13 protein-coding genes are annotated in these 16764 nt (G+C 61.0%); 5 read left to right on the top strand and 8 right to left on the bottom strand.

The genetic code is table 11. The features are described from left to right. Positions 1–193 precede the first annotated feature (193 nt). From FGE05_RS00365 to FGE05_RS00345, 5 genes are all read left to right on the top strand, one after another. Positions 194–1999 carry a phenylacyl-CoA dehydrogenase gene (locus FGE05_RS00365; RefSeq protein ID WP_139640645.1) on the top strand — a complete coding sequence of 602 codons (1806 nt, stop codon included), beginning with the start codon at positions 194–196 and terminating at the stop codon, positions 1997–1999. A gap of 332 nt (positions 2000–2331) precedes the next feature. After that, on the top strand, positions 2332–3621 hold the full coding sequence (locus FGE05_RS00360) for a GGDEF domain-containing protein (protein WP_139640643.1): 1290 nt from the start codon (positions 2332–2334) through the stop codon (positions 3619–3621). Positions 3622–3712: 91 nt separating this feature from the next. Next, positions 3713–5509 (top strand): acyl-CoA dehydrogenase C-terminal domain-containing protein, encoded by a 1797-nt coding sequence (locus FGE05_RS00355; protein WP_139640640.1) that lies wholly within the window; start codon positions 3713–3715, stop codon positions 5507–5509. Between the two features lie 222 nt (positions 5510–5731). Next, positions 5732–7510 (top strand): acyl-CoA dehydrogenase C-terminal domain-containing protein, encoded by a 1779-nt coding sequence (locus FGE05_RS00350; protein ID WP_139640639.1) that lies wholly within the window; start codon positions 5732–5734, stop codon positions 7508–7510. Between the two features lie 329 nt (positions 7511–7839). Then, positions 7840–7998: a YqaE/Pmp3 family membrane protein gene (locus FGE05_RS00345; RefSeq protein WP_003177654.1), complete on the top strand. Its 159-nt coding sequence runs from the start codon at positions 7840–7842 to the stop codon at positions 7996–7998. A gap of 122 nt (positions 7999–8120) precedes the next feature. Here the strand turns inward: FGE05_RS00345 and FGE05_RS00340 are convergent, their stop codons facing one another. The 8 genes from FGE05_RS00340 to FGE05_RS00305 form a co-directional block, all read right to left on the bottom strand. Continuing rightward, positions 8121–9944 carry a S9 family peptidase gene (locus tag FGE05_RS00340; RefSeq protein WP_139640637.1) on the bottom strand — a complete coding sequence of 608 codons (1824 nt, stop codon included), beginning with the start codon at positions 9942–9944 and terminating at the stop codon, positions 8121–8123. Beyond that, positions 9910–11061, bottom strand: coding sequence for a pyrroloquinoline quinone biosynthesis protein PqqE (pqqE, locus tag FGE05_RS00335; RefSeq protein ID WP_139640635.1), 1152 nt, complete (start codon positions 11059–11061; stop codon positions 9910–9912). Before pqqE ends, FGE05_RS00340 begins: the two co-directional genes overlap by 35 nt. Beyond that, positions 11033–11308: a pyrroloquinoline quinone biosynthesis peptide chaperone PqqD gene (pqqD, locus tag FGE05_RS00330; protein WP_042730665.1), complete on the bottom strand. Its 276-nt coding sequence runs from the start codon at positions 11306–11308 to the stop codon at positions 11033–11035. Before pqqD ends, pqqE begins: the two co-directional genes overlap by 29 nt. After that, positions 11305–12057, bottom strand: coding sequence for a pyrroloquinoline-quinone synthase PqqC (gene pqqC, locus FGE05_RS00325; protein WP_139640633.1), 753 nt, complete (start codon positions 12055–12057; stop codon positions 11305–11307). Before pqqC ends, pqqD begins: the two co-directional genes overlap by 4 nt. Before the next feature lie 194 nt (positions 12058–12251). Next, positions 12252–13163, bottom strand: coding sequence for a pyrroloquinoline quinone biosynthesis protein PqqB (pqqB, locus tag FGE05_RS00320; protein ID WP_139640631.1), 912 nt, complete (start codon positions 13161–13163; stop codon positions 12252–12254). Positions 13164–13243: 80 nt separating this feature from the next. Then, the gene (gene pqqA / locus FGE05_RS00315; protein ID WP_003177660.1) at positions 13244–13318 is read right to left on the bottom strand and encodes a pyrroloquinoline quinone precursor peptide PqqA; all 75 of its coding nucleotides are present in this window, start codon (positions 13316–13318) and stop codon (positions 13244–13246) included. A 157-nt stretch (positions 13319–13475) separates the two neighbouring features. Beyond that, the gene (pqqF, locus tag FGE05_RS00310) at positions 13476–15908 is read right to left on the bottom strand and encodes a pyrroloquinoline quinone biosynthesis protein PqqF (protein ID WP_139640629.1); all 2433 of its coding nucleotides are present in this window, start codon (positions 15906–15908) and stop codon (positions 13476–13478) included. 55 nt (positions 15909–15963) lie between these two features. Next, the gene (locus tag FGE05_RS00305; RefSeq protein ID WP_139640627.1) at positions 15964–16758 is read right to left on the bottom strand and encodes a carbon-nitrogen hydrolase family protein; all 795 of its coding nucleotides are present in this window, start codon (positions 16756–16758) and stop codon (positions 15964–15966) included. Between the last annotated feature and the right edge of the window lie 6 nt (positions 16759–16764).

Here is a 16764-nt window from a genome sequence, read left to right as displayed (position 1 = left end):
TCCTTCACTCGCTGTGGGTGTAAACCGCACGGGATGGACGTACCTGAGTTTTTTTGAGGGGGCGATGACGAACGGCAAAAGATCGGCGCTTGACAAGATTTAGGCGTAAACGTATGTTTCAAACAACTGTTTGACCGCCATAACAAATCCACGCGGTCGTTCATCCCCGGTTACATCAGCAGAGGTTATCGCTATGCCTGACTACAAGGCCCCCTTGCGTGATATTCGCTTCGTTCGTGATGAACTGCTTGGCTATGAAGCGCATTATCAGAGCCTTCCGGCTTGCCAGGACGCAACTCCGGACATGGTTGACGCCATTCTCGAAGAAGGCGCCAAGTTTTGTGAGCAGGTGCTGGCTCCGCTGAACCGTGTGGGTGACACCGAAGGCTGCACCTGGAGCGAGTCCGGCGTGAAAACCCCGACCGGTTTCAAGGAAGCCTACAAGCAATTCGTTGAAGGCGGCTGGCCAAGCCTGGCCCATGACGTCGAGCATGGTGGTCAGGGCCTGCCGGAGTCGCTGGGCCTGGCCGTCAGCGAAATGGTCGGCGAAGCCAACTGGTCGTGGGGCATGTACCCGGGCCTGTCCCACGGCGCGATGAACACGATTTCCGAGCACGGTACGCCCGAGCAGCAAGAGGCTTACCTGACCAAGCTGGTGTCCGGTGAATGGACTGGCACCATGTGCCTGACCGAACCCCACTGTGGCACCGACCTGGGCATGCTGCGCACCAAGGCCGAGCCACAGGCCGATGGCTCCTACAAGGTAACCGGTACCAAGATCTTCATTTCGGCCGGCGAACACGACATGGCCGACAACATCGTCCACATCGTTCTGGCGCGTCTGCCGGACGCTCCGGCCGGTACCAAGGGCATTTCGCTGTTCATCGTGCCCAAGTTCCTGCCTAACGCCGACGGCACCATCGGCCAGCGCAACGCGGTGAGCTGTGGTTCGATCGAACACAAGATGGGCATCCACGGCAACGCTACCTGCGTGATGAACTTCGACGCGGCCACCGGTTTCCTGATCGGCCCGGCGAACAAAGGCCTGAACTGCATGTTCACCTTCATGAACACCGCACGCCTGGGCACCGCTTTGCAAGGCTTGGCCCACGCTGAAATCGGCTTTCAGGGCGGCTTGAAATACGCCCGTGACCGCTTGCAAATGCGCTCCCTGACGGGCCCGAAAGCGCCGGACAAGCCCGCTGACCCGATCATCGTGCACCCTGACGTGCGTCGCATGCTGCTGACCATGAAGGCCTTTGCCGAAGGTAACCGGGCGATGGTCTACTTCACCGCCAAGCAGGTCGACATCGTCAAGTACGGCGTCGATGAGGAAGAGAAGAAAAAGGCCGATGCGCTATTGGCGTTCATGACGCCGATCGCCAAGGCGTTCATGACCGAAGTCGGCTTCGAATCGGCCAACCACGGCGTGCAGATCTACGGCGGCCACGGCTTCATCGCCGAGTGGGGCATGGAGCAGAACGTTCGCGACAGTCGCATTTCGATGCTGTACGAAGGCACCACCGGCATCCAGGCCCTCGACCTGCTGGGCCGTAAAGTGCTGATGACCCAGGGCGAAGCGCTCAAGGGCTTCACCAAGATCGTCCACAAGTTCTGCCAGGGCAACGAAGGCAACGAAGCGGTCAAGGAGTTCGTCGGACCGTTGGCCGCGCTGAACAAGGAGTGGGGCGAGCTGACCATGAAGGTTGGCATGGCGGCCATGAAGGACCGCGAAGAAGTCGGCGCGGCCTCGGTGGACTACCTGATGTACTCCGGTTACGCCTGCCTGGCCTACTTCTGGGCCGACATGGCGCGTCTGGCGGCGGAAAAACTGGCTGCCGGCACCACCGAAGAGGCTTTCTACACCGCCAAGCTGCAGACGGCGCGCTTCTACTTCCAGCGCATCCTGCCGCGTACCCGTACCCACGTGGCTGCCATGTTGTCGGGCGCCAATAACTTGATGGACATGAAAGAAGGAGACTTCGCACTGGGTTACTAAGCCTCAGGCGGTATCTTCTGAAAGCCGCTGCCTCCTTCGGGACGCAGCGGCTTTTTCATGCCCGCAGGAAAAAACTGTGGGAGCGAGCCTGCTCGCGATGCGGTGTGTCAGTCGACAAAAAAATTATCTGATACACCGCTTCGCGAGCAGGCTCGCTCCCACAGGGGGTATGCGCTGATCCTGAAACAATATTCATCCAATAGGCCTTTAAGAAAACATCCCTTCCTGCCGTTACAGCGATGGCAGTGTGACATCTGTCACATCTCCCGTGCCTTACTGCCCCGATTGCAGGCACAATGCCATCTTTGATCAGCCGGGTTGGAGCTTTACCCTTGCCGCGTTCTTCCGCTGTACGTTTCAGTCATTTCCTACCTTCGCTGTTGCTGTTGCTGGCGGGGCTTGCGGCTGCCTACGTCAAGGATCTCAACGTTTTCTTCACCTCGTTGTTCAACGTTCTTCCTACGCTGGTGTTGCTGCTGGGCGGTGCGTACTGCGCGGTTTACCGACGTCAACGTGAGCTGTTTCTGATGGTCACGGTGTACATCGGCTACTTTCTGTTGGACACCCAGACCGATTTCTACCGGGACAACGGCAAGGTGCGAGAAGACGCGGCCGTGGTGTTCCACCTGGTCTGTCTGTTGTTGCCGCTGTTGTTTGGCCTGTTCGCGGCATGGCAGGAGCGCACCCACCTGTTCCAGGACATGGTGGCGCGGTTTGCGGTGCTGCTGGCCTTTGGCAGTGTGGCATTGGCCTTGGAACAGAGCTTTCCTCAAGCCTTGCTGCTGTGGCTTTCGGAGATCCGCTGGCCGGCGTTGCATGGTGCGTGGATGAGCCTGATCCAGTTGTCCTATCCGGTGTTCATCGGCGTATTCCTGTTGCTGTCATGGCAATACTGGCGCAATCCCCGGCCCTTGCATGCCGCGCAACTGGTGGGCGTGCTGGGGCTGTTCTGGATGTTGCCGAAAACCTTCATCCTGCCATTCACCCTGAACATCATGTGCAGCCAGGTGATGCTGATGATCGCTGCGGCGGTTGCCCATGAGGCCTATCAAATGGCGTTTCGTGATGAGCTGACCGGCTTGCCGGGACGGCGGGCACTGAACGAGCGCATGCAACGGCTGGGTCGCAACTATGTGCTTGCCATGAGCGATGTGGATCACTTCAAGAAATTCAACGACACCCATGGCCACGACGTGGGCGACCAGGTGCTGCGCCTGGTGGCCAGTAAACTGTCGAAAATCGGCGGCGGCGGTCGGGCTTATCGCTACGGTGGCGAGGAGTTTGCGCTGGTGTTTGCAGGCAAGACCATCGACGAGTGCATGCCTCACCTTGAGGTCATCCGTCAGTCCATCGAGACGTACAGCATTCAACTGCGCAATCCGGACAGCCGACCCCAGGATGACCAACAAGGCCGCCAGCGGCGTTCCGGCGCGGGTGCGTCCAGCGTGTCGGTAACGGTCAGCATCGGCGTCGCGGAACGTGTCGAGCAGCGCACCCCTGAAGAAGTCCTCAAGTCCGCCGACCAGGCCCTCTATAACGCCAAGGGCGCCGGACGCAATTGTGTGGTTGCCTTCGGTCAGAACCGCCGTGGCGCGGTACGCATGGAAGCCGCCGCGGGTTGAGTGATGACGGCGCATTCAGCGCCTGGACTGTGATTGTGGGCCTTGGTGGCCGGCAGTAGGTTTGAGCGATCTGCTACCGGAGAAAACCACCATGCCCGAGTACAAAGCTCCCCTGCGTGACATGCGCTTCCTGATCGACCACGTTTTCGATTTTCATGGCCGTTATGCCGAACTGGGGGCCAGCGATGCCAGCCCGGACATGGTCAACGCGATCCTCGAGGAAGGTGCGCGCTTCTGTGAAAACGTACTGGCGCCGCTCAATCGTTCCGGCGACGAAGAGGGCTGTCATTTCGACAACGGTGTGGTGACCACGCCTACCGGTTTCAAAGAAGCTTTCGCACAGTACGTGGAGGGCGGCTGGCACGGCTTGGCCGCCGATCCGAGCTATGGTGGCCAGGGTCTGCCCGGTTCCCTGGGCCTGGTCATCAGCGAAATGATCGCGTCCAGCAACACGTCCTGGGGCATGTATCCGGGCCTGACCCACGGCGCCATGTCGGCCATTCACGCCCATGGCACCGAAGAGCAGAAACAGACCTACCTGAGCAAGCTCACCGCCGGTCAATGGACCGGCACCATGTGCCTGACCGAAGCTCACTGCGGCACGGACCTGGGCATTATCAAGACCCGCGCCGTGCCCCAGGCCGACGGCAGCTACAAGGTCTCCGGCAGCAAGATTTTCATTTCTGCCGGTGAACACGACATGAGTGAAAACATCGTTCACCTGGTGCTGGCCAAACTGCCGGATGCCCCCGCCGGCACCAAGGGCATCTCGCTGTTCATCGTGCCCAAGTTCCTGCCTGACGCCACGGGCGAGGCGGGGGAACGTAATGGCGTGACCTGCGGTTCGATCGAACACAAGATGGGCATCAAGGCTTCTGCCACCTGCGTGTTGAATTTCGACGACGCCAAGGGATTCCTGATTGGCGAGCCCAACAAGGGCCTGAATTGCATGTTCACCATGATGAATCATGCGCGGCTCGGCACCGGCATGCAGGGCTTGTGCCTGGGAGAAACGAGCTTCCAGGGCGCGATCAGATACGCCAACGACCGCTTGCAGATGCGCTCGCTCACCGGCCCCAAGGCACCGGAAAAAGTCGCGGATCCGATCATTGTCCATCCCGATGTGCGCAGGATGCTGCTGACCATGAAAGCCTTCAATGAAGGCAATCGGGCACTGACGTATTTCACCGCGCAACTGCTGGACACGGCGCACCTGGGCGCCGATGAAAACGCACGTCAGCAGGCTGAGGATCTGCTGGCGTTCCTCACTCCGATCTGCAAGGCCTTCATGACCGAAACCGGACTGGAGGTGACGAACCATGGCATGCAGGTGTTTGGCGGCCACGGTTTCATCCGCGAATGGGGGATGGAGCAGTTGGTGCGGGACTGCCGCATCGCGCCGATCTATGAAGGCACCAACGGAATCCAGGCCCTGGACCTGTTGGGACGCAAGGTGTTGGGCAGCCAGGGCAAGTTGCTGCGCGGGTTCACCAAGATCGTTCACACATTCTGCGCCGCGAATACCGGACACCCGCAGCTAAAGGATTTCATCGCGCAACTCGACGGACTCAACCGGCAGTGGGGCGAACTGACGACCGGGGTCGGCATGGCCGCCATGAAGAACCCGGACGAAGTGGGCGCCGCCTCCGTGGATTACCTGATGTACAGCGGCTATATCATCCTGGCCTACCTGTGGTTGCGCATGGCGCTGGTGGCCCAGGCGCAACTCGACGGTGGTAGCGGTGACGCAGATTTCTGCCGGGGCAAACTGGCGACCTGCGAGTTCTACTTCAAGCGCCTGTTGCCGCGCACGGCTGCCCATCGGGCCGCCATCGAGGCGGGAAGCGACTGTCTGATGAAGCTGCCGGCCGAGCTGTTTGCGCTTTGATTTAGAGGGAATGCCAACAGGGATCGCAGGCTTCCCAGCTCCTACCGGGAATACGCATTTCATGTAGGAGCTAGCGAAGCCTGCGATCTTTTTGTTTTGACTAAAAATAACAAAACAGTCATGTGTTGACCCTATGTGTCGCAAAAGTTGTTGAGGTACACTCCGACCATTGCTAAAACCGTTTTCCCACGGACCAACTGTTTAGATCCTGCGAGGTTTGCCATGGCTGACTACAAAGCGCCCCTGCGCGATATGCGCTTCGTCCTCAATGAAGTGTTCGAGGTCGCGAAACTCTGGGCCGAGCTGCCGGCACTGGCCGAGACCGTCGACGCTGAAACCGTCGAAGCGATTCTCGAAGAAGCCGGCAAAGTCACCAGCAAAAGCATTGCGCCCCTCAGCCGTGCCGCTGATGAAGAAGGCTGCCATTGGGCGAACGGTGCCGTCACCACGCCGGCAGGTTTCCCACAGGCCTACCAGACTTACGCTGAAGGCGGCTGGGTCGGTGTCGGCGGCGATCCTGCCTACGGTGGCATGGGCATGCCCAAGGCCGTTTCGGCCCAGGTCGAAGAAATGGTCAACTCCGCAAGCCTGTCCTTCGGTCTGTACCCAATGCTGACCGCCGGGGCTTGCCTGTCGATCAACGCCCATGCCAGCGAAGAGTTGAAAGCGGCGTATCTACCGAACATGTACGCCGGCATCTGGGCGGGCTCCATGTGCCTGACCGAGCCCCATGCCGGGACGGACCTGGGGATCATTCGCACCAAGGCCGAACCCCAGGCCGACGGCTCCTACAAGGTCAGCGGTACCAAGATCTTCATCACCGGCGGCGAGCACGACCTCACCGAGAACATCATTCACCTGGTGCTGGCAAAACTGCCGGATGCGCCGGCTGGCCCGAAAGGCATTTCGTTGTTCCTGGTGCCCAAGTTCATGGTCAATGCCGACGGCAGCCTGGGCGCGCGCAACGCGGCCAACTGCGGGTCGATCGAACACAAGATGGGCATCCAGGCGTCTGCCACCTGCGTGATGAACTTCGACGAAGCCGTGGGTTATCTGGTCGGTGAGCCGAATAAAGGCCTGGCGGCGATGTTCACCATGATGAACTACGAACGCTTGGGTGTTGGTATCCAGGGCCTGGCGTCTGGTGAGCGCTCCTACCAGAACGCGATCGAATACGCCCGTGATCGCTTGCAGAGCCGTTCGCCCACCGGTGCGCAGAACAAGGACAAAGTCGCCGACCCGATCATCGTCCACCCCGATGTGCGCCGGATGTTGCTGACCATGAAAGCCTCGAACGAAGGTGGCCGGGCATTCTCCACCTACGTGGCGATGCAACTGGACACCGCCAAGTTCAGCGAAGACCCAGCCACCCGCAAGCGCGCCGAAGATCTGGTTGCGTTGCTGACGCCGGTGGCGAAGGCGTTCCTGACGGATCTGGGTCTGGAAACCACTGTGCATGGCCAGCAGATTTTCGGCGGCCACGGTTATATTCGCGAGTGGGGCCAGGAGCAGTTGGTGCGTGATGTTCGCATCACCCAGATCTACGAAGGCACCAACGGTATCCAGGCACTGGACTTGGTGGGGCGCAAGATCGTCGGCAGCGGCGGCGCGTTCTACAAGCTGTTCGCCGACGAAATCCGTCACTTCACCGCCACTGCAAGCAGCGATCTAGCCGAGTTCACCCGGCCGTTGAATGATGCCGTCGCTACCCTGGACGAGCTGACCGACTGGCTGCTGGACCGGGCGAAAAGCAACCCGAACGAAATCGGCGCGGCGTCGGTGGAGTATCTGCAAGCGTTCGGTTACACCGCCTACGCCTACATGTGGGCGTTGATGGCCAAGGCGGCATTGGGCAAGGAAAGCCAGGACGACTTCTATGCCAGCAAGCTGGGAACCGCGCGGTTCTATTTCGCCCGCCTGCTGCCACGGGTCCATTCCTTGAGCGCTTCGGTGAAGGCGGGCAGTGAGTCGCTGTTCCTGCTGGAAGCGGCGCAGTTCTGAAAACAGGGTAATGTAAGCAAATGCTTACATTACGTGATGTCGATTTCCCTCTATCGGTCGATTGGATCCAAGGCTAATCTACTTCACATGGACGTCGCGCAGGATGCGCAGAGAAACAACACGGACACGTAGGATTCCGCCAGGAAGGTGGAGTGAAAGGGATATCAGGGAAACAGTCTGCAAAGCCCCGCTTCGGCGGGGTTTTCTTTTGCCTGCGTTTTTTGTTCGTGCCTGGCTTCGCCCTACTCACTGATGGTTTGAACCCTGACGAGCGGTCATGGGTCAATGTGCTATATGGCAATGTAGCCATCGCCCATCAGGAGCCCACCATGGATTTCATTCGCATCATCATCGCCATTCTGTTGCCGCCATTGGGCGTGTTCCTGCAAGTCGGCTTCGGCGGGGCTTTCTGGCTGAATATTCTGCTGACTCTGTTGGGTTACATCCCCGGCATCGTCCATGCGGTCTATATCATCGCCAAACGCTGAACATTGCAGCAAAACCCATGTGGGAGCGAGCTTGCTCGCGATAGCTGTCTGTCATCCAACATGGATGTCGACTGATCCACCGCTATCGCGAGCAGGCTCGCTCCCACAGGTTCTTCATCTCCTTACAACGCCATCACCTTCCGATAGAACAACCACTCATGCTCCAGCGCATGGGCCTGGTTCGTCGCCTTGCGAAAGCCGTGGCGTTCATCCGCGTAGTAGTGCGTTTCGACTGTCACGCCGTTGTCCTCCAGTGCCCTGACCATATCGCGGGTTTGCTGTGGCACCACCACGGCGTCCAGTTCGCCCTGAAAGAAAATCACCGGCGCGCGGATCTGGTCGGCATGCAGCAGCGGGGTACGGGCGCGGTAACGGTCGACGTCCTGTTGCGGGTCGCCGATCAGCCAGTCCAGGTAATCGCTTTCGAACTTGTGCGTGGCGCGACCCAGGGCGACCGGATCGCTGACACCATAAAGGCTGGCGCCAGCAAGAAATACGTCGTGAAACGCCAGCGCGCAGAGCGTCGTGTAGCCACCGGCGCTGCCACCGCGAATGAACGCACAGCGGCCATCGATCAGGCCTTGCTCGTTCAGGTAGCCAACCACCGCGCAGGCATCCTCGACGTCCACCACGCCCCAGTTCAAATGCAGCGCTTGCCGATAGGCTCGGCCATAGCCGCTGCTGCCACGGTAATTGAGGTCCGCGACGGCGAAGCCGCGCTGGGTCCAGTACTGGATGCGCGGATCGAACAGGGGATAACAGGCCGAGGTGGGACCGCCATGAATGAAAACCAGCAATGGCGGCTTGGTTTCCGCTCCCATGGCTGGGTAAAAGAACCCATGGGCCATGCCCGACGTCGACGGATAGTGCAGGGTCTGCGGGCGACTGATCTGCTCGACGGGCAGAGGCGCGACGCCGCCGGCCAGGACCTGTGTGTCGTGGCTGTGGCGTTCGATCGCGATGACTGCGGACGGACTGACCGGTGAGGCGACGATGGCGTAGATGAATCGCTCGTCCAGTGCCAGGCTGCGAAAGCGGCTGTAGGCGCCGGTGAAATCTTCCTGCCCAGCGTCGCTGCGGCACAGGCCGAGCCGCCCGAAACCCGCCTCGGTCCAGCTCGCCAGGTACGTGGTGCTGTCCAATGGCAACCAGGTGCAACCGCCGAGTTGCCAGGGTGCGGGAGCATGATCGGCTTCAGCGCAGGGCAGCCGTTGCAAGCCGTCCGTCGACTCAGCCCACGGCTGCCAGTAGCCGCCGCGATCGCTCAGGCAGTACAAGCGGCTGGCATGATCGAAACGCGGCTGTTGGATGGATTCCTCTTCAGTGTCGCCCGCCACACAGTGTGCTTCACTCCAACCGGAAGCGGTGCGCTCGGCCAGCATCAGTCGCGTGGCTGTCCACGGTTGATGCGGACGGCTCCACTCGATCCAGGCCAGCCGTTGGCCGTCCGGGCTCATGGTTGGCGCGGCATAGAAGTCGGCGCCTTCGACCAAGAGATGCCGTTGTCGATCTGCCAGGTCAATCGCTACCAGGCGATGCCGGTTGGCCTGCTCCTCCACCGCCAATACCTGGCCGGCGGCAAAACCGAGATCCCCGTAGCGACAGTCTCCCGACGTCAGCGCCACGGGCCTCTCGCCGTTCAGCGATTGGCGGTACAGCTGCTGGTCCGCGTCGTTGACGAACAGCACGCTGTCGTCGCCCAGGCAGAACGATCCACCGCCATATTCATAGACCCGGCTGCGCGCGCTGAAGCCGTCCGGGGTCAGGCAGCGGGCCTGGGCGTCTTGCCACTGCCAGATCCGGCAGGCCCCGTCTTCCGGGCGATATTCGTTCCAGAACAGACCCAGTGGGCCGAGCTTCAACTCGGCGAAGTCGATCCCCGCCGCAACGGCCTGGGCGGCGCTGAAGGGGTCAGCTTTTGGCGATGAGGTGCGAGTTTCGTTCATTGCGAAAGGCCAGTTGTTCGATGGTCTGGGTGGCATGCTCGGCTTCTTCCCGGGCCTTGAGGATCACCCCGTGGTGTTCGGATTTGCTGCACACCGGGTCGGCATTGCTGGCATCGCCCGTGAGCATGAACGCCTGACAGCGACAACCGCCGAAGTCCTGTTCCTTTTCATCGCAGGAGCGGCACGGCTCAGGCATCCAGTCATAGCCGCGGAAGCGGTTGAAACCGAAGGAGTCGTACCAGATGTGCTGCATGCTGTGGTCGCGCACGTTGGGAAATTGCACCGGCAGCTGTCGGGCGCCGTGACAAGGCAACGCGGTGCCGTCCGGCGTCACCGTCAGGAAAAGGCTGCCCCAGCCGTTCATGCAGGCCTTGGGACGTTCTTCGTAGTAGTCCGGGGTGACGAAGATCAGCTTGCACGGATGGCCCTGGGCTTCGAGCCTGGCGCGATATTCGTTGGTGATGCGTTCGGCGCGCTCCAGTTGTTCCCGGGTAGGCAGCAGCCCCACCCGGTTGAGCTGCGCCCAGCCATAGAACTGGCAGGTGGCGAGTTCGACGAAGTCGGCCTCAAGGGTTATGCACAGCTCGATGATGCGGTCGATCTTGTCGATGTTGTGCCGATGGGTGACGAAGTTGAGCACCATCGGGTAGCCGTGGGCCTTCACTGCCCGGGCCATTTCCAGTTTCTGTGCGAAGGCTTTCTTCGAGCCGGCCAGCAGGTTGTTCACCTGCTCGTCGCTGGCCTGGAAGCTGATCTGGATATGATCCAGGCCGGCCTTCTTGAAATCGCTGATTTTCTGTTCGGTCAAACCGATGCCGGAGGTGATCAGGTTGGTGTAGAAACCCAATTTGCGCGCTTCGCCGATCAGTTCGGCGAGGTCCTGGCGCACCAGCGGTTCGCCACCGGAAAAGCCTAGCTGCGCGGCGCCCATTTCCCTGGCTTCGCGAAACACCTTGAACCACTGCTCGGTGCTCAGCTCCTTGCCCTGCTCGGCGAAGTCCAGCGGGTTGGAGCAGTAGGGGCATTGCAGCGGGCAACGATAGGTCAGCTCCGCCAGCAACCACAGCGGCAAGCCGATCGCCGGCTGGTCAGGCAAGTTCGATCCAGTGCTCTGCACGGGCGACCTCCATGAACTGCTCGATGTCGTCACCGAGTTCGGGCACGTCGGGAAACTGCTTGGCCAGCTCGCCGATGATGGCCGCGACATCCCGTTCACCGTCGATCAGGCCACCGATCAGCGCAGCGCTGTCGTTGAGCTTGATCATGCCTTCAGGATAGAGCAACACATGACCTTTCTGCGCCGGTTCGTACTGGAAGCGATAGCCGGGGCGCCAGCGAGGAGTTTTGCTGCGGTCGAAACTCATAAGGGGATTCCTTTGTGCCAGACCCGTTGTCCGGTCACGCTGTGATAGGGCGGGCGGTTCAGTTCGTAGGCCATGCTCATGGCGTCGAGCATGCTCCAGAGGATGTCCAGTTTGAACTGGAGAATCTCCAGCATGCGCTCCTGACCCGCGCGGGTGGTGTAATGCTGCAAGGTAATCGCCAGGCCATGCTCCACGTCACGGCGGGCCTGACCGAGGCGCGTGCGGAAGTATTCATAGCCGGCCGGATCGATCCACGGGTAGTGCTGTGGCCAGCTGTCCAGGCGAGACTGATGGATCTGCGGGGCGAACAGCTCGGTCAGCGAGCTACTGGCGGCTTCCTGCCAGCTGGCCCGGCGGGCGAAGTTGACGTAGGCATCCACGGCGAATCGTACCCCTGGCAGCACCAGTTCCTGGGAACGCAGTTGATCGGGATCCAGCCCCACGGCCTGGCCCAGCCGCAGCCAGGCCTCGATGCCGCCATCTTCGCCGGGTGCACCGTCGTGGTCGAGCAGGCGCTGGATCCACTCGCGGCGGATCTCCCGATCCGGGCAATTGGCCAGGATCGCAGCATCCTTCAGCGGAATGTTCACCTGATAGTAAAAGCGGTTGGCGACCCAGCCCTGGATTTGCTCGCGAGTGGCACGGCCTTCATACATCGCCACGTGATACGGGTGATGGATGTGGTAATACGCACCCTTGGCACGCAGGGCCGCTTCGAACTCGGCGGGGGAAAGGGGGGTATCAGTCATTGCGGTTCTCCGGGGAATAACCGTGGGTTCTGTGGCGTCTGGGCTGGCCTCATCGCGAGCAGGCTCGCTCCCACATGGGTTCTGTGGCGCACTCGGACTACTGTGGGAGCGAGCCTGCTCGCGATGGGGCCAGCCCGGCCAGCACAACCAGGCTGACACAGCGCACGCTCACTCCCACAATCATCCCACCCTTGCTACAACTCAATACTCATTCCGTCGTAGGCCACTTCAATCTTTCGGCGTACAAGTTCGGCCCGTTCCGGTGAATCTTCATCAAGAATCGGGTTGGTATTGTTGATATGGATAAGTACCTTGCGTGGCTCGGGCAGTTGCTCCAGCACTTCGAGCATACCGCCGGGACCGTTCTGCGCCAGATGGCCCATCTCCCGACCTGTGCGGGTGCCGACGCCGCGGCGCTGCATCTCATCGTCGTCCCACATCGTGCCATCCACCAACAGGCAATCGCTGCCGGCCATGATCTCCAACAGCGGTCCATCCACCTTGCCCAAGCCCGGTGCGTAGAACAGTTTGCCGCCGGTACGCAGGTCTTCGACGATCAAGCCGATGTTGTCCCCCGGGTGCGGGTCGAAGCGGTGTGGCGAATAAGGGGGCGCGGCGCTGCGCAGGGGTAGCGGGGTAAAGCGCAGGTTCGGGCAGGCTGGCACGGTGAAGCTCTGGTCGAGTTCGATGCGGTTCCAACTCAGCCCACCGTTCCAGTGGGTCAGCATGTTGAACAGGGGAAAACCGCTGCTCAGGTCTTCGTGGACCATGTCGGTGCACCAGACTTGATGCGGGCAGCCTTCCCGCAGGCTGAGCAGGCCGGTGGTGTGGTCGATCTGGCTGTCCATCAGGATGATCGCGCCAATGCCCGTGTCGCGCAGGGAACGGCCAGGCTGCATCGGCGCGAAGCTCTGGAGCTGGGCGCGGATGTCCGGAGAGGCGTTGCACAATACCCAGCTCACTCCGTCATCGGAAATCGCGATGGACGACTGGGTGCGCGCCTGGGCCCGCAGGCTGCCGTTGCGAAAACCTGCACAATTGGCGCAATTGCAGTTCCATTGAGGGAAACCGCCGCCAGCGGCGGAACCTAGAATCTGGACGAACATGGCCGCTCCATCTGCAAACCGAAATAAAAAACGCCCCGGGAGACCGAGGCGTTTGCTGCGCATTCAACCGACTGCAGCAATTAACGGCTGGCGAAGTACATGGTGACTTCGAAACCGATACGCAGGTCGATATATGCGGGTTTGGACCAGGACATGGAAATACTCCTTTGGTTGGGGTGGGACGGTTGAGATCTATACATATAGTCCACCTCCGTTCGGAGATGTTCAGATGCTTAGGCTGCTATGTTACTAAATTAAACAAAATTCCACGCCTCGATTCTCCGAGAAAGCTCATTGCAGACGCTGTAATGATCATTTCGCTATGTGCCAATGTTCATCCGGGCAAACACCGTTGCTCAGGCAATACCGGCCACCTTCGGCGTCGATCAGGCGTCGGGCGGCATCGAGCAATTGCTCGCGATTCAGTCCGGCGACCGCATCGCAAAGTTGCTCAAGGTAATCCGACGGGCGGCCGGCCAGTTTACCCTGCCAAAGCAGTTCGGCCGCTTGGGCGCAGGGCAGGGTGTCGCTGTGGAACTGGGAGGCGAGTGCCCGTTGCTGGCCGAGCAAGGTCGAATCGTCGATCTGTCGGATCAGTTGCGGTAGCGCTTCCAGGAACTGTTCCATGTGCGTGATCAATTCAGTCGCCGAGGCGCTGGGCGACTGGACACCGAACAGCAGACCGGTTTGCCCATCGATCTGCCTCAATCCGCTGAACACCGCGTAGCCCAGCTGCAACTCGACCCGCAGGCGTTGGTAGAACGGCGTCTGACACAGCTGTGCCAGTAATCGCCAGGCGGCTTCGTCGGGCAACGCCAGGGTGGGTGTCGGACAAAACAGCAACACGGCCTGCTCGTCGCCCTGGGTCGGCAACCTGTGCCAGATACGCTGCGCCAAGAGCGGCGCCGGCTCGACTGGCTGGGCGGCAATGCCGGGGACCCTGGCCAGGGCAGGCCCCATGGCGCCCTGGGCTGTTTCAGAAAGGCCGATGGCCAAGCCGTCCCATTCGGCGGTCGCCCACAGGCTTTGGTCGCTGTCGGGCCGTGGCCTGGTTTCTGGTGGAGACGACGGTCGACAGTGATCCGCCAGCGCCTGCAACAAATGTCGAATCGGCATCAGCGGGGTTTCGTCTACAGCGTTGGGCAGCGGTTCCCTCAACTTTGTCAGGACCTGTTCGAGCACCAGCGGTATCGGTGGCTGCAAACCGATCAGCTTCAGCAGGCTTTGGTTTCCGGAGATCTCCATGGTGACTTCAACACCGGCCTGCCGGGCCTCCTCTCGCAATTCCTGCAGGTGCTGTTCCAGCCTGGACTGAAGACCGTGAGGCGTTTGAGCCGCCAGTCGCCAGCGCAGGTACACCACGCCTTCACGGGGGTGCTCCGTCAGTCCCTGTCTGAATTGCATGGGTGAGCGGTCGCGTCGCCCCCGGGAGCGGTCCTGGGCGAAGGTCCGCAAACCGCGGTGGGCGCTTGTCTGACCGCGTATCAGACCGGCGCGGGGTGGCTCGACGGCCGTTTGCAGGAACGGGTTGGGCGCGGGCAGTTGCCATGCTTCGGTGATGTGAGTCGCAGGGTGCAGCTGCCTGAGGATTTCTCTGAGCCTCACAAGATCGTTCTCCGACAGGGGGAGTCCCCGCCTTTCACTGTCCGAGCGCGCCAATTGCAGCGCCGATGCGGTCTCCTGCCGGCAATGGAGCAGGGCAGTCAACGCCTTGCGCAAGGATGCCCAGTCATCCTGGGCGGCAAAAAATCCCAACCAGTCGCGCAGCAACGGCTGTATTTCGTCGTGCCGTTGAGGCTCGTCGAGCTTGAGTTCGATGTGCAGCAGCGCCTGTCCGTCAAATTCATACAACGGCGTGGTGTTGAGGCTGTCAGCCAGACCACGTTGACGCAACGTGGCCAGCAAGCCGCCCGGTTTGCCGGTGTTCAGCCAGGTGCAGAGAAAATCCAAAGCTTGGGGTGAAGCGCTGGGCAGGTCTTCGAAGGCGAATAGCAGATCGAGGCGACGGTCGCTGAGCTGTTGATAACCGGTATCGGCCGATTCCATCAGTTTCGGTGGTGACTGCCGGGCAGCTACGTCGCCGGCGGGCAGGTCGTTGCCGAATGATTCTGCCAGAGCGCTCAACTCATCGAGGCTTTGCGGGCCAACCAGGCTCAGGGTCATTTGGCCGTTGTGGTAGAACCGTCGATAAAAGTCCTGCAGTGCCGTCTGGAATTCAGGCTGCGATACGGCCAGGCTGTCACGGTTGCCGGCGTGAAAACCCCGCAGCGGGTGGGCCATCGAGAGGCCTTCCAGCAGGGCAATCTGGCGCTGGGCCGCCGGGTCCTGGGACCAGGCAATGAACTCCGCCTGCAACACTTCCCGTTCCCGCAACTGGTCGGCTTCGTCCAGGCGCGGATGGGCAAGCATGTCCTGCAACCGGTCCAGTCCGCCGGCGAAGGCAGCGGGCGGCAGTTCGATGAAAAAGTCCGTGGTGCGTTCGCTGGTGCGTGCGTTGACCTGGCCGCCATGCCGTTGCACGTAGGCCATCAAATGTTCTCCCGCAGGAAAACGCTCAGTACCGAGGAAGAAAAGGTGCTCAAGGAAGTGCGCCATGCCCGGCCAGGCCAATGGCGCATCATGGCTGCCGGCGGCTACCCGCAGCACGGCCGCGCTGCGTTTGAGACCGGCTGCATGACGCAATGTCACCTTCAGGCCATTGACCAGGGTTTCAGTGGAGGGGCGGAGGGAATCGGGGGCCGGCATGAGCGCTTCCAAGGCAGAGATGCGCTCATGCTAGCGGATTGCAGGATGTTCTCAATCAGTGCTTGTGCAGGTCGCCGTAAAGCTCAGGACGGCGGTCATGCAGGTAGTTGTAGGCTGCGCGTGAGTTTTCCATCAATTGACGGTCCAGCTCCCCCACGATCAAGGCTTCATCCAGTCCCGCCAGGGCCGGACGGCTGCCATCCGGCGCGGCAATGCTGCTCTGGCCGCAATACTGCAATTCACCTTCGTGGCCGCAGTAATTGGCGTAGGCCACGAAGCACTGGTTTTCGATAGCCCGGGCGCGCACCGTCACGTCGGCGATGAATTCGTAGGGCTGCATGTTGGCGGTCGGGACCAGGATCAACTCGGCGCCGGCCAGGGCCAAGCGTCGGGCGTTCTCCGGGAACTCCAGGTCGTAGCAGATCAGGAAACCGAGCTTCCAGCCGTTGAGGCTCACGATCGGCAGCGAGTCATCACCCGCGCTGAACATCGCATGGTCGAGGTCACCGAACAGATGGCTCTTGCGATAGTTGGCCAGGCGCTCGCCCTTGGCGTCGATCAACTGGACCGAGTTGTAGATTTGCCCGTCCTCGCTGCGCTCAGGGTAGCCATAGAGAATCGCCAGGCCGGTGGCCTTGGCAATGCGGCCGATCTGCTGCGCCCATTCACCGTTGTAGACCTCGGCCAATACATTCACCGCGTCGACGCCGATGTTGTAGCCGGTCATGAACATCTCCGGCAGCACCAGCACATCGGCGCCCCTGGCCTCCAGCGCCACCTGATGCAGGCGCTGCAGGTTGGCGACCGGATCCAGTGGCAGCGGTGGGCATTGATAGAGGGCTACGCGCATCGACAA

The organism is Pseudomonas sp. ICMP22404 (genome assembly GCF_006227205.1).
Lineage (GTDB): Bacteria > Pseudomonadota > Gammaproteobacteria > Pseudomonadales > Pseudomonadaceae > Aquipseudomonas.
This window is presented reverse-complemented; position numbering and strand designations above follow the sequence as displayed.

Bases quoted from the DNA above. Each gene is read 5' to 3' on its own strand.
- FGE05_RS00305 (WP_139640627.1), bottom strand. From the start codon at position 16,758: ATGCGCGTAGCCCTCTATCAATGCCCACCGCTGCCACTGGATCCGGTC.
- FGE05_RS00350 (WP_139640639.1), top strand. From the start codon at position 5,732: ATGGCTGACTACAAAGCGCCCCTGCGCGATATGCGCTTCGTCCTCAAT.
- FGE05_RS00345 (WP_003177654.1), top strand. From the start codon at position 7,840: ATGGATTTCATTCGCATCATCATCGCCATTCTGTTGCCGCCATTGGGC.
- FGE05_RS00340 (WP_139640637.1), bottom strand. From the start codon at position 9,944: ATGAACGAAACTCGCACCTCATCGCCAAAAGCTGACCCCTTCAGCGCC.
- FGE05_RS00355 (WP_139640640.1), top strand. From the start codon at position 3,713: ATGCCCGAGTACAAAGCTCCCCTGCGTGACATGCGCTTCCTGATCGAC.
- pqqC (WP_139640633.1), bottom strand. From the start codon at position 12,057: ATGACTGATACCCCCCTTTCCCCCGCCGAGTTCGAAGCGGCCCTGCGT.
- pqqF (WP_139640629.1), bottom strand. From the start codon at position 15,908: ATGCCGGCCCCCGATTCCCTCCGCCCCTCCACTGAAACCCTGGTCAAT.
- pqqD (WP_042730665.1), bottom strand. From the start codon at position 11,308: ATGAGTTTCGACCGCAGCAAAACTCCTCGCTGGCGCCCCGGCTATCGC.
- pqqB (WP_139640631.1), bottom strand. From the start codon at position 13,163: ATGTTCGTCCAGATTCTAGGTTCCGCCGCTGGCGGCGGTTTCCCTCAA.
- FGE05_RS00365 (WP_139640645.1), top strand. From the start codon at position 194: ATGCCTGACTACAAGGCCCCCTTGCGTGATATTCGCTTCGTTCGTGAT.